This window comes from Halomonas saccharevitans (genome assembly GCF_900116405.1).
GTDB lineage: Bacteria > Pseudomonadota > Gammaproteobacteria > Pseudomonadales > Halomonadaceae > Halomonas > Halomonas saccharevitans.
Genome location: NZ_FPAQ01000002.1, coordinates 41,249 through 64,103, shown reverse-complemented (window position 1 = coordinate 64,103; position 22,855 = coordinate 41,249). Strand labels below are relative to the sequence as shown.

The following is a 22,855-nucleotide window of genomic DNA, read 5'->3' as shown; positions in this document are numbered from 1 at the left end:
TGGGTCAGGCGCGATCGGGCCCCGCGGTCAGCTGGGTGCCGCCGGCCGGCACCTGCTCGCGAGCCGGGCCGAAGAAGGCATAGATCAGCATCACCGCGCCGATGGCCACCGCCACGCCGGCGCCCAGGCGCATCAGGTAGAAGAGACCGAGCTGGTCCTGCACCTCCATGTAGTTCATCCCCAGCACGCGCTGCAGGTGGGTCTGGACGACACCCGCGAAGGTCAGCGTGAAGGTCATGAAGCACATGGCGCCGGTCATGATCCAGAAGCCCCACATGTTCAGCACCTGGTTATAGGGCTGCACGCGGCGCAGCTGCGGCATGGCGAAGGTGATGATGCCAAGCATCAACATCACGTACGCCCCGTAGAAGGCCAGGTGGCCGTGGGCGGCGGTGACCTGGGTGCCGTGGCTGTAATAGTTGACCCAGTGCAGGGTGTGCATGAAGCCCCACACGCCGGCGCCGAAGAAGGCCACGGTCGGGCAACCCAGGGCCCACAGCATGGCGGCCTTGTTGGGATGGTTGCGGCTGCCCTTCCAGAACATGGTGAAGGCGAACACCACCATGGCGAAGAAGGGGATCACCTCCAGAGTGGAGAAGATGCTGCCGATGGGCTGCCAGTAGCTCGGCGCGCCGATCCAGTAATAGTGGTGGCCGGTGCCCAGCAGCCCGGAGAACAGCGACAGGCCGACGATGATATAGAGCCACTTCTCGATCACCTCGCGGTCGACGCCGGTCATCTTGATCAGCAGGTAACCCAGCAGCGCCGCCATGATCAGCTCCCACACGCCCTCGACCCAGAGGTGCACCACCCACCACCAGTAGAGCTTGTCCACGGCGAGGTTGGAGGGGTTGTAGAAGGCGAACAGCCAGAACACTGCGGCCAGCCACAGGCCCAGCATCAGCACCAGGTTGATGGCGGTTCGCCGCCCCTTGGCGAGGGTCATGCTGGTATTGAACAGGAACATCAGGAACGAGATGGTGATCAGTACCTTGATCCAGAACGGCTGCTCGAGAAACTCGCGCCCTTCGTGGATCCCGAACTGGTAGCCGACCAGCGCCGCGGCGCCGGCGAAGGCGAAGATCGCCAGCTGGATATAGGCGATGGTGGGGCTGTGGGTCTCGCGCTCGGCCTCTTCCGGCATCAGATAGTAGGTGGCGCCCATGAAGCCGATCAGCAGCCAGACGATCAGCAGGTTGGTATGGCTGACGCGCATGATATTGAAGGGCATGACCTCGGCCATGAAGTTGGGCCAGGCATAGACGGTGGCGGCCAGCAGCCCGAAGACCACCTGCAGCGCGAAGAGCGCCATGGCCACCATGAAGAAGGGCAGCGCCACCTTCTGGGTTTCGTATTTCATCGGTATCGTTCTCCTCGATTGATCCGCGATCCGCGGTCCGGCGTCCCGGCGGTCCGGCGGCTCAGCCGGCGGGGTGCGGCGGCCAGTCCTGGTCGTCGATGCCGTCGGTCCACTCCAGGAAGTCGATCAGCGACTGCATCTCCTCCTCGCTGAAGTCGTAGGCGGGCATCTGGCGGCGTCCCTCGCCCCCCAGCGGCTGCGCGCGGATCCAGGCGGCGAGGCCCGCGCGGGCCGCGTCGGGGTTCTCGTGACCGCCGTAGCGCTCCCAGACGTTGCCCAGCTCCGGCGCGAAGTAGGCGCCCTCGCCCATGATGCTGTGGCAGTTGATGCACATGTTCTTTTCCCACACTTCCTTGCCGTGCTTGACGGACTCGGTGAGCCCCTCGCTGTCGGTGGACGTGGTGACCATGTACCAGTGGCTGTGGGCCGTCAGTGCGGCAAACAGCAGAAAGAAGAACAGCGACCCGCCGTAGAAGATGTTGCGGGCCGCCGACTTGGTGAGACCGTCGGCCATGGACCATACCCCCCTTGCTCGTGTGGCAGTGCCGTCGCCTCTCACGGCAAGCGGCCCTGCGCCCTTATTAAGATGTATAGGAAATACATGTTAAGCCTAGCAGCAGGGCACGGCATGGAGCCTTGACGTCGATCAATTTTCGGCAAGAGGAAGGCGGACGACGACCGCGAGGCCGCCGCCCGGGAGGGGCTCAGTGGCCGAGGATCTGGCCGAGGAAGAGCTTGGTGCGCTCGGAGCGCGGATGGTTGAAGAAGGTCTCGGGGGGCGCCTGTTCGATGATCTGGCCCTGATCCATGAAGATCACCCGGTCGGCCACGGTCTTGGCGAAGCCCATCTCATGGGTCACGCAGAGCATGGTCATGCCGTCCTGGGCCAGCTCGACCATCACGTCGAGCACCTCCTTGATCATCTCGGGATCGAGCGCCGAGGTCGGCTCGTCGAAGAGCATCACCTCCGGCTGCATGCACAGTGCCCGGGCGATGGCCACGCGCTGCTGCTGGCCCCCGGAGAGCTGACCCGGATACTTGCGAGCCTGGTCGGCGATCTGCACCCGCTCGAGGATCTCCATCGCCGTGCGCTCGGCCTCGGCACGCGGCTTCTTCTGCACCCAGGTCTGGGAGATGCAGCAGTTGTCCAGCACGCTCAGGTGGGGGAAGAGGTTGAAGTGCTGGAACACCATGCCGACGTTGCGGCGGATCTGCTCGATGCGCTTCACGTCGCGGGTCATGGGCAGGCCATTGACCACGATGCGACCCTCCTGGTGCTCCTCGAGGTGGTTGATGCAGCGGATCAGCGTCGACTTGCCCGACCCCGAGGGGCCACAGATGACGATGCGCTCACCCTGGGCGACCGTCAGGTCGATGTCGCGCAGCACGTGGAAGTCGCCATACCACTTGTTGAGCCCGGTGATCTCGACCATGGGTGCGTCGGCCCGGGCAGCATTTGCCTGATTCATGAGAAGGTCCCGTTGATGATGGTCAGTTCCGATGGCCGGTATGCAGGCGCCGTTCGATGTACTGGCTGTAGCGCGACATGCCAAAGCAGAACACCCAGAACACCAGGGCCGCGAAGACGTAGCCCTCGGTGGCGAAGCCCAGCCAGTTGCTGTCGGTGAGTCCCGCGCGGATGATCGCCAGCAGGTCGAAGAGCCCGATGATCAGCACCAGCGAGGTGTCCTTGAACAGCGCAATGAAGGTGTTGACGATGCCGGGGATGACCAGCTTGAGCGACTGAGGCAGCACGATCAGCCCCATGCGCTGCCAGTAGCCCATGCCCATCGCCTTGGCCGCTTCTTCCTGGCCGCTGGGGATGGCCTGCAGACCGCCGCGCACCACCTCGGCCATGTAGGCGCTCCAGAAGAACATGATGCCCACCAGCGCCCGCAGCAGTTTGTCGAACTCCACCTGGGTGGGCACGAAGAGCGGCAGCATCACCGAGGCCATGAACAGCACCGTGATCAGCGGCACGCCGCGCCAGAACTCGATGAACACCACGCAGAAGCCCCGCACCAGCGGCATCTTCGAGCGCCGCCCCAGCGCCAGCACCACGCCGATGGGCAGCGAGCCGACGATGCCCACGGTGGCGATGGTCAGGGTCAGCATCACCCCGCCCCATTCGCGGGTCGGCACGTGGGTGAGCCCGAAACTGCCGCCCACCAGCAGGAAGAAGGCCAGCACGGGGAAACCCACCAGGGCGAACACCCCCACCCAGCGCTTGGCGGGCAGGCGCGGGATGACCAGCCAGGCGATCAGCACCGCCAGCAGGACGAAGACCAGATCCACCCGCCAGCGCTCGGCCTCGGGATAGAAGCCGTAGACGATCGACTCGAAACGCGCGCTGATGAAGACCCAGCAGGCCCCCTCGCCGCTGCACGCCTCGCGGGAGTCGCCGAGCCAGTCGGCCTGGAACACCGCCCACTGCAGCGCGGGCCACAGCAGCATGGAAAGCAGCGTCACGGTGATCAGGGTCACCACCCCGTTGAGCGGGGTATTGAAGAGGTTGGCATGCAGCCAGCCGAGCAGTCCGCGACGCAGGTCGGGGGGACGCCGCTCGGCGACCATCTCGGGCTCGGTGGTGGTAATGGTATCTGCCATCTCAGCGCTCCTTGAGCAGCGTGCGCGCGTTGTAGAGGTTCATCAGCGCGGACACCACCAGGTTGATCAGCAGGTAGACGCCCATGGTCATGGCGACGATCTCGATGGCCTGGCCGGTCTGGTTCAGCGCCGTGCCGGAGAACACCGCCACCAGATCCGGGTAGCCGATCGCCGTGGCGAGCGACGAGTTCTTGATCAGGTTGAGGTGCTGGCTGGTCAGCTGCGGCACGATCACCCGCATCGCCTGGGGAATCACCACCTTGCGCAGGATGATGCCGCCCGGCAGGCTCAGCGCCTTGGCCGCCTCCACCTGGCCCTGGGGCACCGACTGGATCCCCGAGCGCACGATCTCGGCGATGAAGGAGGCGGTGTAGATCGAGAGCGCCAGCCACAGCGCCATCAGCTCGGGCAGGATCGTCACGCCGCCCTGGAAGTTGAAGCCGGCAAGCGACGGGATGGACCACTCGAGCGGCATGCCCGTGGCGACGAAGGTGAGCGCCGGCAGGCCGATCAGAATCAGCGCGCCGAGCTTGAAGATCGGCAGGGCCTGCCCGGTTTGCGCCTGACGACGCCGGGCGTAGCGCACCAGCCCGGCGGTGGCGATCACCGCGGCCAGCAGCGCCCAGGGGGTGGCGGCGAAGCCGTCAAGCGGCTGGGGGCCGGGCAGCACCACGCCGCGCACGTTGAGAAAGATCGCCTCGAACAGCGAGTGGCTGTTGCGGGGGCTCGGCAGGGCCTGCAGCACGGCGAAGTACCAGAACAGGATCTGCACCAGCAGCGGAATGTTGCGGAAGATCTCGACGTAGGCGGTGGCCAGCCGGGCCAGCAGCCAGTTGGGTGACAGCCGGGCGATGCCCACGGCGAAGCCGATCAGGGTCGCCGTGACGATGCCCAGGGCGGAGACCAGCAGGGTGTTGAGCAGCCCCACCACGAAGGTGCGGGCATAGGTGCTGTCGCCGGAGTAGTCGATCAGGGTCTGGGGGATCGAGAAGCCGGCGCGGTCCTGGAGGAAGTCGAAACCGGTGGTGATCCCCCGGGCCTCGAGGTTGGCCAGGGTGTTCGACACCACCATGGCGATGAAGGCCCCCAGCGCCAGCAGCAGGATGCCCTGCACCAGCAGGGCGCGGAAGGTGGGGTCGCGCCACAGCGGCCCCCGCTCCCGTGAAGAAGAACGCAGCATATCGAGCCTCGTGGACGTCAACGACACGGCATCACGCATGTCGCCATGCGTGATGCCCGTTCAGGGAACGTTCGGTGTCCGAGCGATCAGCGGACCGGCGGTGCGTAGAGGATGCCGCCCTCGTTCCACAGCGCGTTCACGCCGCGGCTGATCTGCATGGGCGAATCCTCACCCACGGTGCTGGCGAAGACCTCGTGGTAGTTGCCGACGTGGCTGATCAGCTGATAGGCCCAGTCGTTTTCCAGCCCCATCTGCTCGCCATAGTCGCCATCCACGCCCAGCAGGCGCGCCACCTGGGGGTTGGGCGGGGTGGCCTTCATCTCTTCGACGTTATCGCTGTTCACGCCGAGCTCCTCGGCGTTGACCATGGCGAAGATCGACCACTTGACGATGTCCAGCCACTGATCGTCGCCCTGGCGCACCACGGGGCCGAGCGGCTCCTTGGAGATCAGCGTCTCGAGGATCTCGACGCTGCCGGGCTCAGGCAGCTGCAGGCGCAGGGCGCTGAGCTGCGAGGTGTCCGAGGTCAGGATGTCGCAGCGGCCGCTGGCGAAGCCCTGGGCGGTCTGGTCGGGGGTGTCGAAGGTGACGGTCTGGATGTCGATGCCGCGGGAGGGGAAGTAGTCGGCCAGGTTGAGCTCGTGGGTGGTGCCGGACTGAATGCAGATCGAGGCGCCGTCGAACTGCTTGGGCCCCTCGAGCCCCAGGTCCTTGGCCACCATGAAGCCCTGGCCGTCGTAGAAGGTGGTGGCGGTGAAGTTAAGCCCCAGCGAGTTGTCACGGGTCGCGGTCCAGGTGGTGTTGCGCGACAGGACGTCGATCTCGCCGGACTGCAGGGCGGTGAAGCGCTCCTTGGCGGTCAGCGGCGTGAAGGAGACCGCCTCGGGATCGCCGAAGATCGCGGCGGCGATGCCGCGGCAGGTCTCCACATCGAGCCCCTGCCAGGTGCCGTCCTCGTCGGGCGAGGAGAAGCCCGAGAGGCCCACGTTGACGCCGCAGCGCAGCTCGCCACGCTCCTTCACCTCGTCCAGGGTGGCCGCTGAGGCGGAGGAGACCATGCCGACGCAGAGGGCAGCGGCGGAGAGGGAGAGCAGTGTCTTGTTATTGTTGCGCATGATAAGACTCCGGGGTCTGGTAGATCGAATACTGCTGATGCAGCAGTCTCGAACCTAGCAGACCCCGAAGCGGCGTGACCAACTCACGTTTAAACGCTTGTCCCAGTGGCCCGAGGGCCGCGGGCAATCAGGATTCGGTAATGTCCTCGATCCAGGTCAGGGCCGCGACGCCGCCGGGCAGGCCCAGGGTGGGGATGGCCAGCATGGCCACCTGCTTCAGGGCCTCGGCGGACTCGCCCTCCTCCAGGCCGCGACGCACGTGGGAGTGCACCGCCCCCTCGGAGCGCGCCCCCACGGCCAGCGCCAGCTTGATCAGGCGACGCGTGCGCGCGTCCAGCGGGCCGGACTCGGCACAGGCCCGGCCGAGCTCGGCATAGGCCGACCAGACCTCTGGATACTGCTCGGCCACCTGACCGGCACCAGCGGGGAGTTCCTGTTTCGACATGAGATTATCCTTCTGCAGACGAGTGGCGGAGTCAGTATAGGACTGCATATAGGGCTCAGCACATGGGACTCAGCACATGGGGCCTCAGCACATACATCGCAGCGCAGGCGCTCCTGGCCTCAGGCCAGCCAGGAGAGCGTGCTGTGGGTCACGGCCGCCCCCAGCATGTAGGCGAAGGTGGCCAGCGCCGCCAGCGCCGCGACGCCGCGCACCGCGGGGGTGCGGCCGCGCTTGATCGCCAGCGTGCCCAGGCCGATGTAGCCAAGCAGGGCGATCAGCTTGGCGGCGAGCCAGGGCTGCTGGTGGGGCCAGGCGGAGAGCAGCACCATTAGCGTCACGCCGAGCCCCAGCAGGGCGGTATCGATGAGGTGAGGCACCACCTTCACCCAGCGCCGCTGCAGCAGCGGCGCCTCGCACACCGACCACCAGGCCCGCAGCAGGAAGAAGGCGAGGCTCAGGACGGCGGCGGTGACGTGCAGGTGCTTGATCAGGGAGTAGTGTTCCATGGTGCTCGGCATCGGTGTCAGGGGCGGTGAGTCTTATCCATCCTTGCCGTCGGCCCGGGCCGACAGCAGCGGCCCCGCATAGTGGAACAGGAAGATCGCGTAGGCCAGGCACCAGAAGATGATGCCCAGGTTGTAGGTCCAGTGGGTGATCTGCGGGACGAGCGCCAGCACCGGCGAGCGCAGCACGGCGGCGGCGAGCATCAGGCCGAGCGCCACGCCGATGCCCGGCAGGGTGCGGATGGGGCGCGCGGTGTGGCCAAGCGCCACCCGCGACATCATCGAAAGCATCATGGTGCCCATGCCGCCGATGGTCAGCGCATGCACGGCCAGCTCCGCGCGGAACAGGCCCAGCGCCGCCAGCGCCCACATCGCGAGGCCCACGGGAATGAAGGCGTAGCTGCCGTGGAGGCCCCAGAGCAGCGGCTCTCGCCCGCTGTGCTGGCCGCCCCAGCGCGCCAGGCGCACGGCGTTGGCGAACGCCGCCAGCCCCAGGAGGGTGGCGAAGAGCGCGCCCGGCAGCGCCACGCCGAGCACGGCGAGCCCCTGCGCCAGGACCACGGCCAGCACGCTACCCAGGCTTGCATACTCCAGCGCCGGGATCGCCGGCCGGCGGGTGAGGCCCAGGCGGTTGGCGGTGAACATGGCGATCACCCGACCGCCGACCACCACCATCAGCAGGGTAATCAGCAGCACCGCCAGGTAGGCGGCCTGGCGGATCAGCTCGGCATCGCCATTGAGCACACCCAGGTGCATGGCCAGGTTGGCCAGGGTCAACAGCCCCAGCGCCGGCAGGAAGATCAGGTTGCGCCAGCGCTTCGCGGCAATCACTAGGCGAGCCATGACGCCGGCCACCACCGGCAGGAACGCCAGGTCGACCAGCATCGGCAGCCACTCCGCCGTCTCCGGCGGGAAGGCCATCAGGGCTCGCCCGGCCAGCCAGAGCGCGACCAGCGCCAGCAGCGGCCCGCCCTTGAGGCTTGGCAGTCCGGTCCAGTTCTGCACTGCGGTGAGCAGAAAGCCCGCCACCACCGCGGTCGCGAAGCCGAACAGCATCTCGTGCTGGTGCCAGAACATCAGCCCGCCGACGGGTCGCAGCAGGATGTCGCCGTGCCAGAAGGCCAGCCACACGACCATCGCCACCACGCCGTAAAGCGCGGCCAGCAGGAAGAAGGGGCGAAAAGCCAGCCTCGCCACCGGCAGGCGCGACAGCGAGGAGGAGCTAACGGAGGAGGAGGTCGATTGCATGGCGCTATACCCGACTAAAACGCTTGGTGATGGCCATTGTGGCCCAGCCCCCCGCCCCCTTCCTTGACAGGTATCAAGAATACTTCTTATAGCGCCTCAGTGACTGGTGCCCTCCTCGTAGCGCGTCTTGTTCCAGACGTTGTACTTGCCCGAGGGCCGGCTCATCGGGATGCGCTGCTCCTCCTCGAGGGTGACGGCGTCATAGACGATCACCGCGCCGTCCTCCTCCCACAGGCTCAGCAGCAGCTTCTCGCCGTCACGGTCGAACTCCACGTGGGCAGCGGTCTTGCCGGGCTCGGGAATCAGGGTCTCGACGATCTCGAGGCTCGCCTTGTCGATCACGTGCACCCGGTCGCGGTTCGGGCCGAAGAAGACGTCCACCCAGGCGTAGGGGGAGTTGGCGTGGCTGCGCATGAAGAAGCCGGGGCCGTCGGTCTCGAGGGTCTTGATCACCGTCCAGTCGCTCATGTCGATGATCGACACGGCCGCCCGGGTCAGGTGGGGCGTGGCCATGACGCGGCGCCCCTCGTGCTCCCAGGTGATGCCGGAACCGAGGTGCGGCATGCCCTCCAGCGGCAGGTCGGCGACCTTCTCGCCGCTGTCCAGATCGATCACCATGCCGCCCTGGCCGTCACTCTCTCCACCTCGGGAGGCACCGATCACGTGGCGATAGGCCGGGTCGAAGAAGAAGTCGTCCAGGTAGTCCGGCACCGGGAGGCGGCGCACCCGGAAGCTTTGCGTGTCGTGGCGGCGAACCGGCTCGAGCGGGGTGGCCATGTGTCCGGTGGCGACCACGGGCTCGGTGGGCAGCGGCCAGGGGATCTCCCACACCTCCTCGATGTCCTTGAGCGCGGCGATGAAGCTGCCCCGGGGCGGCGCGGCATAGACGGCGCTGACCCGCGAGCTCTCGCCCTGCTCGCCGACCACCGGGTAGACCTTCATCAGGTCGAGGTCGTGGGCATCGAAGAGCACCAGGCTGTGGGGCAGGTAGTTGGCGGCCATCACGTAGCGGCCGTCGGCGGAGACGGCGATGTTGCGCATGTTGATGCCGGCGCGCACCTCGGCCACCACCTCGAGGTTGTAGAGGTCGACCTTGGTGATCCAGCCGTCCCGGGAGCCGAAGAAGACGTAGCGCCCATCCGGGGTGTACTTGGGCCCGCCGTGCAGGGCGTAGCGGGTCGGGAAGCGGTGGATCCGCTCGAAGGTGTCGCCGTCGAGCACGCTGGCGTGATGGTCGCCGGTCTCCACCACCACGAAGAGGTTGAGCGGGTCGGCGTCGAAGCGCGGCGCGTCGGGCAGTGAGCCGTCCGGATGCGGGACCGCCTGGCTGGCGAGGATCTCATCGCGTCCCCAGGTGGGCGCCACCTCGGGCTCGCGGTAGAGCCACTCGGCCAGCGAGGCGATCGCCGCGTCGTCCAGCCGCTCGCCGAAGCCGGGCATCTGGCTGGCCGCCCGGCCGTTGCGGATCACCGTCTCGGCGGCCTCGGGCGTGAGCCGCGAGAGGTTGCTCGGCAGCAGCGCCGGGCCGATGCCGCCCAGGCGATCCTCGCCGTGGCAGGACGCGCACTGGGCCCGGTAGAGCGACTCGGGACCCTCGGCCAGCGCCGGTGCGATGATCGTCAGCAGTGCGGCACCGGCCAGGGTCGCGAGGCCGCGGGGGAACGAGAGCGATCGCATCAGAGCGCCACCCGCTGGGGCACCAGTTCGAGCGTCTCGCCCTCGATGAAGATGGCCTCGGCCGGGGTGGGCTGGGCGAGGGTCGTGGCCAGGCGCACCACCTCGCCCACCACGATCAGCGTCGGCGGCTGGAGCTTCTCGCGGGCGATGGTCTCGACCAGTGCGCCCAGGCAGGTGATCACCCGGCGCTGTTCGGGGGTGGTGCCGCGCTCCACCAGGGCCACGGGGTGGCTCGCCGGCAGGCCGTGGTCCTGAAGCCGGCGGCTGATCAGCCCGGCATTGGCCAGGCCCATGTAGAACACCGCCGTGTGATGGGGCACCGCCAGGGCGCTCCAGTCCAGGGCCAGCTCGCCGTCGGCCTTGCAGTGGCCGGTGACGAAGGTGACGCTCTGGGCGTGATCGCGGTGGGTCAGCGGGAAGCCGCCATAGGCCGCGCAGCCCTGGGCGGAGGTAATGCCCGGCACCACCCGGAAGTCGATGCCGTGCTCGATCAGCACCTCGGCTTCCTCGCCGCCGCGCCCGAAGATGTAGGGGTCGCCGCCCTTGAGCCGCACCACCCGCCGGCCCTCCTCGGCCAGACGCACCAGCAGCGCGTTGGTCTCGTCCTGGGTCAGGGCGTGGCAGCGCGACGCCTTGCCGACGTAGAAGCGCCGGGCCCGAGGGCTCGCCAGGGCCAGCACCTCCTTGGAGACCAGGCGATCGAAGACCAGGCAGTCGGCCTGTTCGAGCAGCGACAGGGCGCGCAGGGTCAGAAGCCCGGGGTCGCCCGGGCCGGCGCCGACGATGGCCACCTCGCCGGGCGCCATGGGCGCCTCGGCGAGATCATAGGAAACACGACGTGACGGCATGGAGGTGTCCTCGCCTTACTGGATTTCGATGGCCTGGATGGGAGCAAAGGGCGCGCCGATGCGCCGTTCGTTTGCCTCGGCGATCCCGATCTCGCGGTTGGTCAGGTAGCAGCCGGGATCCTCCTCCCAGGGGTCGCCGGTGACCTTCCAGGCCCGCACCCGGGTGTTGCCGTTGCAGATCGGCAGGAACCGGCACTCGCCGCAGCGCCCCTTGAGCGGCCGCGGCCGCTGGCGAAAGCCGACCATCAGCGGGTCCTGGGTGTCGCGCCAGATCGCCGAGAAGGGCGTCTCGCGGACGTTGCCCAGGGTGTGGTCCCACCAGAAGGTGTCGGGGTGCACGTTGCCCAGATTGTCGATGTTGGCGATGTGCTCGCCCGAGGCGTTGCCGCCCCAGTCGATCAGCTGCCGCTCCAGGGCCTCGGCCCGCTCGGGGAAGTGCTCGCGGGCCCACATCAGCAGGAAGGGGCCGTCGGCGTCGTTGTTGCCGGTGACGTACTCGCGCCGGACGCCGCGCTCTAGCTCACTGCGGCAATGATCGAACAGCCGGGTCATGGCGTCGCGGGTCATGCGGTACCAGGCGTCCTGCTTGCTGTGGCGCCGGCCGCGCCCGCCGTAGTTGAGGTGCGAGAGGTAGAACTTGTCGACGTCGTGCTCGTCGATCAGCGCCAGGATGTCGTCGAGCTGCTCGACGTTCTCGCGGGTCAGGGTGAAGCGCAGCCCCACCTTGATGCCGCGTGCCTTGCACAGCTGCACCGCGTGCATCGACTCGCGAAAGGCGCCATTGCGCTGGCGGATGGCGTCGTGGGTGGCCTCCAGGCCATCGATGCTGATGCCCACGTAGTCGTAGCCGACGTCGGCGATGGCGTCGATGTTGGCCTCGGTGATCAGGGTGCCGTTGGTGGAGAGCCCGGTATAGAGGCCGAGCTCGCGCGCCCGACGCGACAGCTCGAAGATGTCGGGGCGCATCAGCGGCTCGCCCCCGGAGAGGATCAGCGCCGGCACCTTGAAGGCCGCGAGGTCGTCGAGCACGGCGTGCGCCTCGGCGGTCGAGAGCTCGCCGGCGAAGTCGATGTCCGCCGAGGTGGTATAGCAGTGCTTGCAGGTCAGGTTGCAGCGGCGAATCAGGTTCCAGATCACCACCGGCCCGGGCGGCTTGCGGGACGCCCCTCGTGGGGCATGTCCCGGAGGCGCCGGCTCCATCAGGCTCTGGATATAGCGGGTGACGCGAAACATGGCGTTCTCCTGCCGTCGTTAGGCTTGCGGGGCGCGGCGCGCCAGGCGCAGCCCGGTCTTCTTGAGGATGCGCGAGCTGTAGAGGATGCGGTGGTCCCGACAGGCCTCGCCGAGGCGGGCCCGCAGCGCCTCGGCCTGGCTCTCGACCTCCTCGCGACTGCGCCCGTGGAGCATGGCGAAGAGGTTGTAGGGCCAGTGAGGCAGGTGGCGCGGGCGACGGTAGCAGTGGCTGACTCCCTCGATGGCGGCCACCTCGCGGCCCAGCCGCTCGACCTCGGCGTCATCGACGTCCCAGACGGTCATGCCGTTGGCGACGTAACCCAGGCGATAGTGGTTGGGCACCGCGGCGATGCGCCGGATCACCCCGCGCGCCTCCATCGCCCGCATGCGCGCGAGCACCTCCTCGCCAGTGAGGCCCAGCTCGCGACCCACCGCGCCCCAGGGATCGGGGACCAGCGGCAGCCCGGCCTGGGTGGCCAGCACGATGGCGCGGTCACGTTCGTCGAGGCCCCGTTCGTCGGGACTCAGGGCATCGCGGACCGAGCCCTGACTAGACCGGCAGATGGAGACGGACATGGAACTCCTCCTCCTTGGGCATGTTGAAGACCGGCAGGCCAGTGGCCGCCTCGATGGCCGCGATCACTTCACCGATGCGCGCCGGGGTCTCGGTGGCCAGCACGAACCACATGTTGAGCGCGTGCTCGCGACGGTAGTTGTGGGCGACCTCCGGAAAGGCGTTGACCGCCTCGACGACGCGCTCGAAGTCGGGCTCCGGCACCGCGAGCGCCGCCAGGGTCAGGCCGCCGCCCAGGCGCTCGGCGTGGTACATGGGGCCGAAGCGGCTGAGCATGCCGCTCTCGCGCAGGCGCTCCAGCCGATAGAGCAGGTCGCCCTCGGTGACGCCCAGCGCCTCGGCGACGGCCGCATAGGGGCGCGCCACCAGCGGCAGGCCCTCCTGCAGGCGATTGATCAGGCGGCGATCCACGCCGTCCAGCTCGGCAAGGCTCATGCATCCTCCTCACGGGCATAGCGGGCGCCGCACTGGCGGTAGGCGTGGGTGCTGAACAACGCTCGATGGGCGATGTCATCGAGGCCGAGCCGCGCGACGATCGCCGCGAGCTCCTCGAGCACCCGCTCGCGGCGAGCACCGTGGATCATGCAGAAGAGGTTGTAGGGCCAGTCGGGCAGCCGTCGCGGGCGCCGGTAGCAGAGCGTCACGGCGGTCTCGCGGGCCAGGCGTCGGCCCACCAGGGCAACCCGCTCGTCCGGCACATCCCACACCACCATGGCGTTGGCCTCGAGGCCGAGCCGGCGATGGCGCACCACCAGGCCAAGGCGCTTGATCAGCCCCTCGGCCTGCCAGCGATGCGCGCAGGCCATCGCCTCCTCCTCGGCGAGCCCGGCCTGCTCGGCCAGGGTCTGCCAGGGGCGCGACGTGAGCGGCAGGCCCCGCTCGAGCAGCGCGCGCAGGCGACGATGGGCCGCCGGCTCGTCGAGCGAGGGGGCGGTCTCGAGGGACAGCGGGGTCACGGATCTCATGTGCGCTCCAGTTCGGCCCAGGGAATGGGAAACGCCAGGTCGATATGGAAGCTCTCGAGCATCGGCAGGCGCAGGATCGGCACGCCCAGGCGCGCCTCGAGGGTGTCGAGGCGCGCGTCGAGCGCGGATGCGTCGGGGGCGGTCATCACGAACCAGAGGTTGTAGTCGTGCTCCCTTGCGTAGTTGTGGTTGACGCCGGGGGCGGCGTTGATGAGCTCTGCGAAGGCATCGCGCTCGGCCTCGGGCACGGCCACGGCGGCGAGCAGGCTGGCGCCGGCTCGGGCATGGTCGAAGACCGGCCCCACGCGGCTCAGTACGCCCCGCGCCTGCAGGCGTTCCAGGCGCGCGATCACCTCGTCCTCGGCGGCGCCCAGGCGCTCGGCGATCCGCGCGAAGGGCCGGGGGCAGACCGGCAGGCCGCGCTGATAGCTGTCGATCAGGCGACGGTCCAGCGCATCGAGATTTTGAACGTGGCAAGGTTGGGGTCGGCAATGCATCGGCACAGCTCACTCAAGGCGGGGGAAGGCGGGCGGACCCCGAAGGGCCCGCCGCCGTGTCCCGCTCGGCTCAGTAGATATCTTTCTGGGTGTTGATCACGTTGAACTTGCCGGTCGGGGTGACCAGACGCTCGTCCTTGATCACGTGCTTCAGCTCGCGGGTCTCGTCATCCACGATCACCAGCGCGGACGTCTCTTCCATGGTATTCCAGACGGAGAACCACACCTCGTCGCCGGCCTGGTTGTACTCCGGCTGCACGACCCGCTTGACGCCCTCGCCCACGTCGGCCCACTCGGCGATCGGCAGTACCTCATAGCCGGCCTCGAGGTCGTTGATGTCGAAGACCGCCACGCTCTGGCTGGGCCCTTCGCCCGGGTTGAGGGCGGTATCGACGTAGAGGTTGTCGGACTCCGGATGGGTCTTGATGAACAGCGAACCGCCGCCCTGGCCTTCCAGGGTGCGCACCACCTTCCAGGCGTTGTCGGGGTGCCCTTCCGGGTCGGTGCCGATCAGCGAGATGGTGTTGTCGCCCAGGTGGCTGGTGGCCCATACCGGCCCATGCTCGGCATCGACGAAGTTGGCGCCGCGACCCGGATGGGGAATCTTGCCCACATCGACGATCTCTTCGAGCTCACGCTCGAGCGCGTCGATGACCACGATCTGGTTGGACTCGTTGGCCGCGGTAAGGAAGTAGCGGCCGGAGGCGTCCCAGCCACCGTCGTGCAGGAAGCGCGAGGTCTCGATCTCGACGGTAGAGAGCGCCTCCAGGTCCTCATAGTTGACGAGCTGGACCTTGCCGGTTTCCTTGACGTTGACGATGAACTCGGGGTGCTGGTGCGACCCCACGATAGCCGCCACGCGAGGCTCCGGATGGTACTCCTGGGTATCGACGGTCATGCCGCGGGTGCTGACGATCCTATTCGGCTCCAGGGTCTGACCGTCCATGATCACGTACTGCGGCGGCCAGTAGGCACCGGCAATCGCATATTGATCTTCATATCCCTTGTACTTGGAGGTTTCGACGGAGCGTGCCTCCATGCCGATCTTGATGGTGGCCACGATGCTCGGCTCCTCCATCCACAGATCGACCATGTCCACCTTGGCATCACGACCGATGACGAAGATGTAGCGCCCGGAGGCGGACATCCGCGAGATGTGCACCGCATAGCCGGTCTCGAGAATCTTGACGATCTCTTTGGAGCCGCCGTCGATCAGCGCGATCTGGCCGGCGTCACGCAGGGTGACCGAGAACAGATTATCGAGGTTGAGATCGTTCATCTGTTCGGTGGGGCGGTCCTCGGGGGCGACCAGCACCTCCCAGGTATCCATCATCTCGGGCATGCCGAACTCCGGCGGCACCGGCGGCTCGTGCATGATGTACTTGGCCATCAGCTCGACCTCATCATCGGAGAGATCGCCCGAGGTGCCCCAGTTGGGCATCCCGGCCGGTGAGCCGTAGGTGATGAAGGCCTTGAGGTAATCGAGGCCGCGCTCCTGGGTGATGTCGGTGGTCAGCGGCTTGCCGGTGGCTCCCTTGCGCAGCACACCGTGGCAGCCGGCACACCGCTGGAAGTAGATTTCCTTGGCCTGCTCGAACTCGGCCTCGGTCAGGTCCGGCGCCCCTGGGGTCCGCACCGATTTGGCGGAACCCGGATCCACGGCGGACTCGGTGCCCTGATAGGCGCTCTTGGCCTCGTCGACATCCTTGTGGCCATCCTGAGCCTGGGCCGTCGTGATACCCAGGGCGACGGTGGCCACCGCTACCGCCAGGGGCTTTAGATACCAGTCTTTCTTCATCATCGTTCCACCTCTGTCATGATCCTTGGATGCACTGTCGTCAGGCCATGGCGCTGTCGTTATTCGACGGACGGCCAGCCGACGCGAACGCATGGTCGATGACCCTCCTGGCCCTGAGCGTGGTCCATTAACGCGTATAATTCATGCATCTTTAACGATTCCCGCCTCGCTTTCCCCGCCGTTATTGACCTGCGTCAACGGCCATCGGCCCCTACCTCCAAAGAGGCGTTGCGAGCCGTCGCGCGTCGTGCTTGAAGTGTCCTCTAGACGCCGTCTTGACCGCCGTCTTGACCGCCGTCATGGCGCGACGCCCCGAGAGCCGCGAGACTGGCGAGGGCCCCGCTGGAGAGTGTCCTGTCGACAGAAAGGTGCCCTGAACGAGGAGCCCTGCCCGAGGAGATGCCATGCCCCTGCCCGCCCCCCGCCTTCTGCTGCTGGCCCTCTGCTGGCTGCCGGCCGCGACGCTCGCCGATGGCGCGCTCTCACCAGCGCGACAGGCCGAGCTCGAGACGCTGCTCTATCAGGACTGCGGCTCCTGTCACGGCATGACCCTGCGCGGAGGGCTGGGACCGCCCCTGCCGCAATCGCGTATGAACGCCTATGATCGCGACGGCCTGGCCGCGCTGATCCTCCACGGCGTGCCCGGCACCGCCATGCCCGGCTGGGCGGGACTGCTCAGCGAGCAGGAGGCCCGCTGGCTCGCCGATCACCTGCAGCACGACACCCCCCTGGATGAGTGACCGTTCGCCGCCCCGGCTCTCGACTCGGCCCTCGACACGACAAGGAATCGCCATGATGCTCTCTGGACTGCGCACGCCCCTGATCGCTCTCGGCCTGGCCGCCCTGCTGGCCGGCTGCCAGGCCACCCCGCCGCTCGAGCCGCGCGGCACCGGGGATCTCGGCGTGGTGGTGGAGCGCGCCACCGGCAGCCTGGCGGTGGTGGACACCAGCGCGCGGCGGATTCTCGGGCGCGTCGAGGGGCTCGGGGACCTGTCCCACGCCTCGGTGAAGTTCTCCCGCGACGCCCGCTACGCCTTCGTCTTCGGCCGCGACGGCGGGCTCAGCCGGATCGACCTGCTCAGCGGCGAGATCACCCATCGGGTGATGCAGTCCGGCAACAGCATCGGCGGCGCCATCTCCCAGGACGGCTCGCTGGTGGCGGTGGCCAACTACGAGCCGGGTGGAGTGCGGCTCTTCGACAGCGAGACCCTCGCACCGGTGGCCGAGATTCCGGCCACCTATCGCAACGCCCAGGGCGAGACCGTGCGCTCCAAGGTGGTGGGGCTGGTGGACGCGCCGGGCAACCGCTTCGTCTACAGCCTGTTCGAGGCCGGCGAGATCGCCATGATCGACATGAACGGCGAGGCGCCCAAGGTGACGCGCTTCCCCGATATCGGCGAGGCGCCCTACGACGCCCTGATCGGCCCCAACGGGCGCTACTACATCGCCGGGCTGTTCGGCGAAGACGGCCTGGCGCTGCTGGACCTGTGGCACGTCGAGGAGGGCGTCACGCGTATCCTGCCCGACTACGGCCGCGGCGAGGCGCGCCTGCCGGTCTACAAGATGCCGCACCTGGAGGGCTGGGCGGTGGCCGGCGACGAGGCCTGGCTACCGGCGGTGGGCCGCCACGAGGTGCTCCTCGCCGACACCGACGACTGGTCGCTTAAGGAGCGCATCCCCGTCCACGGCCAGCCGATCTTCGTGATGAGCCGCCCCGACGAGCGCCAGGTGTGGGTCAACTTCGCCCACCCCGACAACGACGTGGTGCAGGTGATCGATACCGAGACGCGAGAGGTTATCCGCACCCTCTCCCCGGGCGAGGCGGTGCTGCACATGGAATTCACCCCCAAGGGCGAACACGCCTGGGTCTCGGCCCGGGACAGCGACCGGATCACCGTCTACGACACCCGCACCTTCGAGGTGCTGGCGACGCTTGACAGCGAATCGCCCAGCGGCATCTTCTTCACCGACCGGGCCCACCGTATCGGGTTATAAGCGCGCGCCAGGACGAGCAGCGGGCGGCGCCGCTCGCCCTGCGACATTTCGCATCAGCCCCGCGGGGTATCGGCGGCGCTCTTAAAGATGTATTTTATTTGCATCTTAAAAGACACCCCCTGACCGGAGCCCTGCCATGCTGACGCCAGACCAGGAACGCCTGATCGCCGCCACCGCCCCCGTGGTGGCCGAACACCTCGACGCCATCACCCAATGCTTCTACCCGCTGATGTTCTCGCGCTATCCCGAGGTGAAGCCGCTGTTCAACGAGACCCACCAGCGCGACGGCGGCCAGCCCCGGGCGCTGGCCGGCGCGGTGCTCGCCTACGTGCAGCTGCGCCAGGATCCCCAGCAGGCGCGGGGCGCGATGGGCACCATCGTCGGCAAGCACGTCGCTCTCGGCATCCAGCCCGACCAGTACCCCATCGTCGGCGAGTGCCTGATGGCCGCCATCGGCGAGGTGCTCGGCGAGGCGGTGACGCCGGAGATCGCCGCGGCCTGGAGCGCCCTCTACGAGGAGCTCGCCGGCCTGCTCATCGAGCTGGAGGACCATCGCTACCACGAGTTCGCCCGGCGCCCGGGCGGCTGGCGAGGCACGCGGCGCTTTCGCATCGCCGACATCCGCCGCGAGAGCGCGGTGATCCGCTCCTTCGTGCTGGAGCCCGAGGACGGCGGCCCGGTGGCCGATCACGCGCCGGGCCAGTTCATCGGCGTGCGGCTGACCCTCGACGGCGAGCCGGTCTATCGCCACTACAGCCTCTCGGACGTGCCCAACGGCCGTTCCTATCGGATTTCGATCAAGCGCGAGGCCGAGGGCCGGGCGAGCCGACACTTCCATGACGCGATGAGCATCGGCGATACCCTGGAGCTGCTGCCGCCCGCCGGCGAGCTGACCCTACAGGGCGGTGACGAGCCGCTGCTGCTGGCCTCCGGCGGCGTCGGCCAGACCCCGCTGCTGCCGATGGCGCGCCACGCCCTGGCCGCTGGGCGCCGGGTGATCTACCTGCACGCCGCCCTGGACGCCGAGCACCACGCCTTCCGCGACGAGGTGGCGGCCCTGGCCGCCGAGAATCCGCAGCGGCTGCGGGCCGTGAGCGTCCACGAGCGCGGCGCCGACGCCGACCATATCGGGCGTATCGACCGCGAGCTGCTGGCGAGCCTGCTGCCCGAGGACGCCCGCTGCTACTTCGTCGGCCCCCAAGGCTTCATGACCGCCATGGACCGGACATTGGCCGCGCTCGGCGTGCCCGACGAGCGCCGCCACTACGAGCACTTCGGCCCCTCGCGCCCCCTCGACGCCGCCTGACACTGGCAGTACACCACGACCCACACCAGACCGCCCCGGCATGGCTGGGGCGGTCTGGCATCGGGACGGCGCGATGGCGTCAGGCGCCGCGACCGCCACCCCGGTCGTAATGGAACGTCATGAAGACGATGCCCGGCGTCATCACCAGCCGCCAGGCCAGCTCGACGTCGTCATCGAACTGCTCGTCGAAGGCGCGCACCGTGTCGATCAGGCTCTCGAGCCAGAGATCGTAGAGCGCCGGGGGGATATCCCGGTGGGCCCGATCGTGGCTGATCGCCACCTGCTGCAGGTAGTAGTCGGCGTGGCTCGAGGCGTAGAACGCCAGCAGGTGATAGAAGGCCTTCTTGAGCATCGCCTGCTGGCGCGCCATGTCGGTGTGACGAAACTTCTCGGCGACCTGGGGCGAGGCGGCGAGGAAGCGCTCATAGAAGGCCGCGAAGAACGCCCGCCCCTCGACCTCGCGGTCGAGCACCCGCACGTAGCTCTCATCGAAGAGGCGTTCGATATCCATGGCCACCCCGCATGGTGAACGAACCTGATCACAGCCTAGGCCAGGCGCGCGCGCCCGCCATGGCCGGGGGCCGAACGGTGGGCAGGACATGACCTGGATCATGCCGGCCGCGAATGCCCGCCCGGCATGACGCCCGTCAAGGGCGGGGCCGGGAGGGTCGACTAGCATGGCCGGGTTTTCATCGAGAGGAGTCGCGCCATGGAGCTCGTCTGCCCCGCCGGCAACCTGCCCGCCCTGAAGCGAGCCGTGAACGAGGGCGCCGATGCCGTCTACTTCGGCTTCCAGAACACCACCAACGCGCGTCAGTTCGCCGGGCTCAACTTCACCGACAAGCGCGCCGGGGAGGGCATCGAGTACGCCCACGCCCGCGGCAAGCGGGTGTTCTGCGCCATCAACACCTACCCGCAGCCGGACGGCTGGGCGATGTGGACCCGCGCCGTGGACCAGGCCGCCGAGCTCGGCGTCGACGCCCTGATCATGGCCGACATGGGGCTGCTCGACTACGCCGCCCGGCGACACCCCGGCCTCGACCGCCACCTCTCGGTGCAGGGCTCGGCGACCAGCCATGAGGCGCTGCGCTTCTATCACGAGCAGTTCGGCATCAAGCGCGCCGTGCTGCCCCGGGTGCTCTCGATCACCCAGGTCCGCGACCTGGCGAAGCAGAGCCCGGTGGAGCTCGAGGTGTTCGCCTTCGGCAGCCTGTGCATCATGGCCGAGGGGCGCTGCTACCTCTCCTCCTACCTCACCGGCGAATCGCCCAACACCCGCGGCGTCTGCTCGCCGGCGGCCCACGTGCGCTGGGAGGAGACGCCCCGGGGGCTGGAGTCGCGGCTGAACGGGGTGCTGATCGACCGCTACGCCGAGGGCGAGCGGGCCGGCTACCCGACGCTGTGCAAGGGGCGCTTCGCCGTCGACGGCGAGACCTACCACGCCATCGAGGAGCCGACCAGCCTCAACACCCTGGAGCTGCTCCCCGAGCTCGCCGAGCTCGGCATCAGCGCGGTGAAGATCGAGGGTCGCCAGCGCAGCCCCGCCTACGTCTCGAAGGTCGCCGGCATCTGGCGCCAGGCCCTGGACCGCGTCGCGCGCGCCCCCGGCCACTTCCGCACCGACCCCGCCTGGATGGCCGGCCTCGGCGAGCTCTCCGAGGGCGCCACCACCACTCTGGGCGCCTACGAGCGGCGCTGGAAATAGGAGGCCTCATGACCGCCACGACCCTGGAACTGAGCCTGGGCCCGGTGCTCTTCTACTGGACCCGCGACGACTACGCCGCCTTCTACCGCGCCGCCGCCGACTGGCCCGTCGAGACCGTCACCCTGGGCGAGTCGGTCTGCTCCCGGCGCCGCGACATGAAGCTCGACGACTGGCTGGGGATCGGCCGCGAGCTCGCCCAGAGCGGCAAGCGGGTGGTGCTGGCGAGCCAGACCCTGATCGAGTCCGAGGCGGACCTGCGCGACCTGCGCAGGCTGTGCGACAACGGCGAGTTCAGGGTCGAGGCCAACGATCAGAGCGCGGTGCAGCGCCTCGCCGCCGCCGGGCTGCCCTTCGTCGCCGGGGCCGCGCTGAACCTCTACAACCCGGCCTCGCTCGCCGTGCTGGCGCGGGCCGGCATGCAGGGCTGGCAGGCGCCGGTGGAGATGTCCCGGGACGATCTGACCCGGCTGCTGGCCGACTGCCGCGAGCAGGGCCTCGAGGCGCCCTGCGAAGTCTTCGCCTACGGCCACCTGCCGCTGGCCTGGTCGTCGCGCTGCTTCACCGCGCGGCGCCACCAGAAGCCCAAGGACCGCTGCCAGTTCGTCTGCCAGAAGTACCCCGAGGGCCTCGCCCTGCGCACTCAAGAGGCGTCGCGGGAGGTGTTCACGCTGAACGGCATCCAGACCCTCTCCGGTGCCTGCCAGGACCTGCGCCACGAGCTGCCGACCATGGCCGAGATGGGCGTGGCGAGCGCCCGGCTGAGCCCACGCGCCGAGGGCATGGCCGAGGTGGTCGCGGCCTTCGATGCGGCGCGGCGCGGCGCGCTTCCCGCCCCCGATCCGCTGGCGCTGGTGGAGGCCGAGGTCTGCGACGGCTACTGGTACGGCCGACCCGGCATGGACAACACCCGCGGCGTGAGCGCGCCGTGAACGAGCAGGACCGGGGTCGGCACGGCGCCGGCGACATCCGCCTGCCGGTGGCGAGCCTGACCGCGCTGAGCACGACGGACTTCCCCGGTCGGCGCGCCGCGGTGATCCATCTCCAGGGCTGCCCGCTGCAGTGCGGCTACTGCGAGGTCAGCGAGATGGCCACGCCCCGCCGCGGCGATCCCGCCGAATGGCCGGCGATGCACGCCTTCCTGACGGCCCGGGCCGAGTGGCTCGACGCCGTGGTGTTCAGCGGCGGCGAGCCCACCCTGCATGCCGATCTGCCGCGCGCCGTGGAGCAGGCCCGCGCGCTGGGGCTGGCCGTGGGGCTGCACACCGCCGGCCCCTACCCGGAGCGCCTGGCCGAGCTGCTGCCGCAACTCGACTGGGTGGCCCTGGACGTCAAGGGCCGCGGGCGCGACCTCGACCGGATCTGCGGGCGTCGCGGCATCTGGCAGCCGCTGGCCCGCAGCCTCTCGCTGCTGCTGGAGGGCGCGACGCCCTTCGAGTGTCGCACCACGGTGCACTGGCGGGACTTCGCCCTGGACGACCTGGAGCGCCTGACGATGACCCTGGCCGACTGCGGCGTGCGCCACTACGCCCTGCAGCTGGCGCGCCTCGAACGCTGCCGCGACCCCGACTACTGCCTCCCGGTGGCCGGCGCCCCGCCCCGGGAGGCCCTGGCGGCGCTGGTGCGCCGGCTCGCCCCCCACTTCGCGCGGCTCGACCTGCGTTCGTGACGCCCCGATATTCCTGAGCCTCTCGTCCTGAGCGGCTGCCCGACCCTCGATAGGGCGCCGCGTCCGACGGCGTCTCCCCCTGCTCCTCCTCTTGCCCGCCACGCGCCCCGAGCGCGGCTTTTGCTGACCTGGA

General features: G+C 68.6%; 24 protein-coding genes. 6 read left to right on the top strand and 18 right to left on the bottom strand.

Annotated elements, in window-relative coordinates:
- Positions 1-4 precede the first annotated feature (4 nt).
- The 17 genes from BM388_RS01460 to BM388_RS01380 all read right to left on the bottom strand — a co-directional run bounded on the left by BM388_RS01460 (position 5) and on the right by BM388_RS01380 (position 16,053).
- On the bottom strand, positions 5-1,360 hold the full coding sequence (locus tag BM388_RS01460) for a cbb3-type cytochrome c oxidase subunit I (protein WP_089846448.1): 1,356 nt from the start codon (positions 1,358-1,360) through the stop codon (positions 5-7).
- Between the two features lie 61 nt (positions 1,361-1,421).
- Entirely contained in the window at positions 1,422-1,874 is a 453-nt protein-coding gene (locus tag BM388_RS01455; RefSeq protein WP_089846446.1) for a c-type cytochrome, read from the bottom strand.
- Positions 1,875-2,064: 190 nt separating this feature from the next.
- Positions 2,065-2,793: an amino acid ABC transporter ATP-binding protein gene (locus BM388_RS01450; protein ID WP_089846684.1), complete on the bottom strand. Its 729-nt coding sequence runs from the start codon at positions 2,791-2,793 to the stop codon at positions 2,065-2,067.
- 58 nt (positions 2,794-2,851) lie between these two features.
- Complete coding sequence (locus BM388_RS01445) at positions 2,852-3,934, bottom strand: amino acid ABC transporter permease (protein WP_089846682.1); 1,083 nt, start codon at positions 3,932-3,934, stop codon at positions 2,852-2,854.
- Between the two features lie 34 nt (positions 3,935-3,968).
- Positions 3,969-5,147 carry an amino acid ABC transporter permease gene (locus tag BM388_RS01440; RefSeq protein ID WP_089846444.1) on the bottom strand — a complete coding sequence of 393 codons (1,179 nt, stop codon included), beginning with the start codon at positions 5,145-5,147 and terminating at the stop codon, positions 3,969-3,971.
- A gap of 86 nt (positions 5,148-5,233) precedes the next feature.
- Positions 5,234-6,262 carry an amino acid ABC transporter substrate-binding protein gene (locus tag BM388_RS01435; protein ID WP_089846442.1) on the bottom strand — a complete coding sequence of 343 codons (1,029 nt, stop codon included), beginning with the start codon at positions 6,260-6,262 and terminating at the stop codon, positions 5,234-5,236.
- Between the two features lie 127 nt (positions 6,263-6,389).
- Complete coding sequence (locus tag BM388_RS01430; RefSeq protein ID WP_089846440.1) at positions 6,390-6,707, bottom strand: carboxymuconolactone decarboxylase family protein; 318 nt, start codon at positions 6,705-6,707, stop codon at positions 6,390-6,392.
- Between the two features lie 119 nt (positions 6,708-6,826).
- Positions 6,827-7,213 carry a SirB2 family protein gene (locus tag BM388_RS01425; RefSeq protein WP_089846680.1) on the bottom strand — a complete coding sequence of 129 codons (387 nt, stop codon included), beginning with the start codon at positions 7,211-7,213 and terminating at the stop codon, positions 6,827-6,829.
- A gap of 33 nt (positions 7,214-7,246) precedes the next feature.
- Complete coding sequence (locus BM388_RS01420) at positions 7,247-8,458, bottom strand: NnrS family protein (protein ID WP_089846438.1); 1,212 nt, start codon at positions 8,456-8,458, stop codon at positions 7,247-7,249.
- Positions 8,459-8,554: 96 nt separating this feature from the next.
- Positions 8,555-10,135, bottom strand: coding sequence for a nitrite reductase (locus BM388_RS01415; RefSeq protein WP_089846435.1), 1,581 nt, complete (start codon positions 10,133-10,135; stop codon positions 8,555-8,557).
- On the bottom strand, positions 10,135-10,983 hold the full coding sequence (gene cobA, locus BM388_RS01410; protein ID WP_089846433.1) for a uroporphyrinogen-III C-methyltransferase: 849 nt from the start codon (positions 10,981-10,983) through the stop codon (positions 10,135-10,137). Before cobA ends, BM388_RS01415 begins: the two co-directional genes overlap by 1 nt.
- Before the next feature lie 15 nt (positions 10,984-10,998).
- A complete protein-coding gene (gene nirJ / locus BM388_RS01405; protein ID WP_089846431.1) occupies positions 10,999-12,216 on the bottom strand; it encodes a heme d1 biosynthesis radical SAM protein NirJ in 1,218 nt (405 codons plus the stop codon).
- Positions 12,217-12,234: 18 nt separating this feature from the next.
- Positions 12,235-12,792 (bottom strand): siroheme decarboxylase subunit beta, encoded by a 558-nt coding sequence (gene ahbB / locus BM388_RS01400; protein ID WP_175535011.1) that lies wholly within the window; start codon positions 12,790-12,792, stop codon positions 12,235-12,237.
- A complete protein-coding gene (locus BM388_RS01395) occupies positions 12,767-13,225 on the bottom strand; it encodes an Lrp/AsnC family transcriptional regulator (protein WP_217641027.1) in 459 nt (152 codons plus the stop codon). The genes ahbB (BM388_RS01400) and BM388_RS01395 overlap by 26 nt, the downstream gene beginning before the upstream one ends.
- A complete protein-coding gene (ahbB, locus tag BM388_RS01390; RefSeq protein ID WP_089846429.1) occupies positions 13,222-13,755 on the bottom strand; it encodes a siroheme decarboxylase subunit beta in 534 nt (177 codons plus the stop codon). The genes BM388_RS01395 and ahbB (BM388_RS01390) overlap by 4 nt, the downstream gene beginning before the upstream one ends.
- Positions 13,752-14,252 (bottom strand): Lrp/AsnC family transcriptional regulator, encoded by a 501-nt coding sequence (locus BM388_RS01385; RefSeq protein ID WP_089846427.1) that lies wholly within the window; start codon positions 14,250-14,252, stop codon positions 13,752-13,754. The genes ahbB (BM388_RS01390) and BM388_RS01385 overlap by 4 nt, the downstream gene beginning before the upstream one ends.
- A 70-nt stretch (positions 14,253-14,322) precedes the next feature.
- Positions 14,323-16,053, bottom strand: coding sequence for a nitrite reductase (locus tag BM388_RS01380; protein ID WP_342714215.1), 1,731 nt, complete (start codon positions 16,051-16,053; stop codon positions 14,323-14,325).
- Between the two features lie 401 nt (positions 16,054-16,454).
- On the opposite strand from BM388_RS01380, the gene BM388_RS01375 reads away from it, so the two are divergent.
- The 3 genes from BM388_RS01375 (at position 16,455) to BM388_RS01365 (ending at position 19,351) form a co-directional block, all read left to right on the top strand.
- A complete protein-coding gene (locus BM388_RS01375) occupies positions 16,455-16,790 on the top strand; it encodes a c-type cytochrome (RefSeq protein ID WP_089846425.1) in 336 nt (111 codons plus the stop codon).
- 52 nt (positions 16,791-16,842) lie between these two features.
- Positions 16,843-18,045 (top strand): cytochrome D1 domain-containing protein, encoded by a 1,203-nt coding sequence (locus tag BM388_RS01370; RefSeq protein ID WP_089846423.1) that lies wholly within the window; start codon positions 16,843-16,845, stop codon positions 18,043-18,045.
- A gap of 136 nt (positions 18,046-18,181) precedes the next feature.
- The gene (locus BM388_RS01365; RefSeq protein WP_089846421.1) at positions 18,182-19,351 is read left to right on the top strand and encodes a globin domain-containing protein; all 1,170 of its coding nucleotides are present in this window, start codon (positions 18,182-18,184) and stop codon (positions 19,349-19,351) included.
- 79 nt (positions 19,352-19,430) lie between these two features.
- Here the strand turns inward: BM388_RS01365 and BM388_RS01360 are convergent, their stop codons facing one another.
- Positions 19,431-19,862 (bottom strand): globin, encoded by a 432-nt coding sequence (locus BM388_RS01360; protein WP_089846419.1) that lies wholly within the window; start codon positions 19,860-19,862, stop codon positions 19,431-19,433.
- A gap of 198 nt (positions 19,863-20,060) precedes the next feature.
- On the opposite strand from BM388_RS01360, the gene ubiU reads away from it, so the two are divergent.
- The 3 genes from ubiU to BM388_RS01345 are packed head-to-tail and all read left to right on the top strand — an operon-like array spanning position 20,061 to position 22,722.
- Positions 20,061-21,056: a ubiquinone anaerobic biosynthesis protein UbiU gene (gene ubiU, locus BM388_RS01355; RefSeq protein WP_089846417.1), complete on the top strand. Its 996-nt coding sequence runs from the start codon at positions 20,061-20,063 to the stop codon at positions 21,054-21,056.
- An 8-nt stretch (positions 21,057-21,064) separates the two neighbouring features.
- Complete coding sequence (locus BM388_RS01350; RefSeq protein WP_089846415.1) at positions 21,065-21,985, top strand: U32 family peptidase; 921 nt, start codon at positions 21,065-21,067, stop codon at positions 21,983-21,985.
- Positions 21,982-22,722, top strand: a complete 741-nt coding sequence (locus BM388_RS01345) for an anaerobic ribonucleoside-triphosphate reductase activating protein (protein ID WP_089846413.1) — start codon at positions 21,982-21,984, stop codon at positions 22,720-22,722. Before BM388_RS01350 ends, BM388_RS01345 begins: the two co-directional genes overlap by 4 nt.
- The last annotated feature ends 133 nt before the right edge of the window (positions 22,723-22,855 follow it).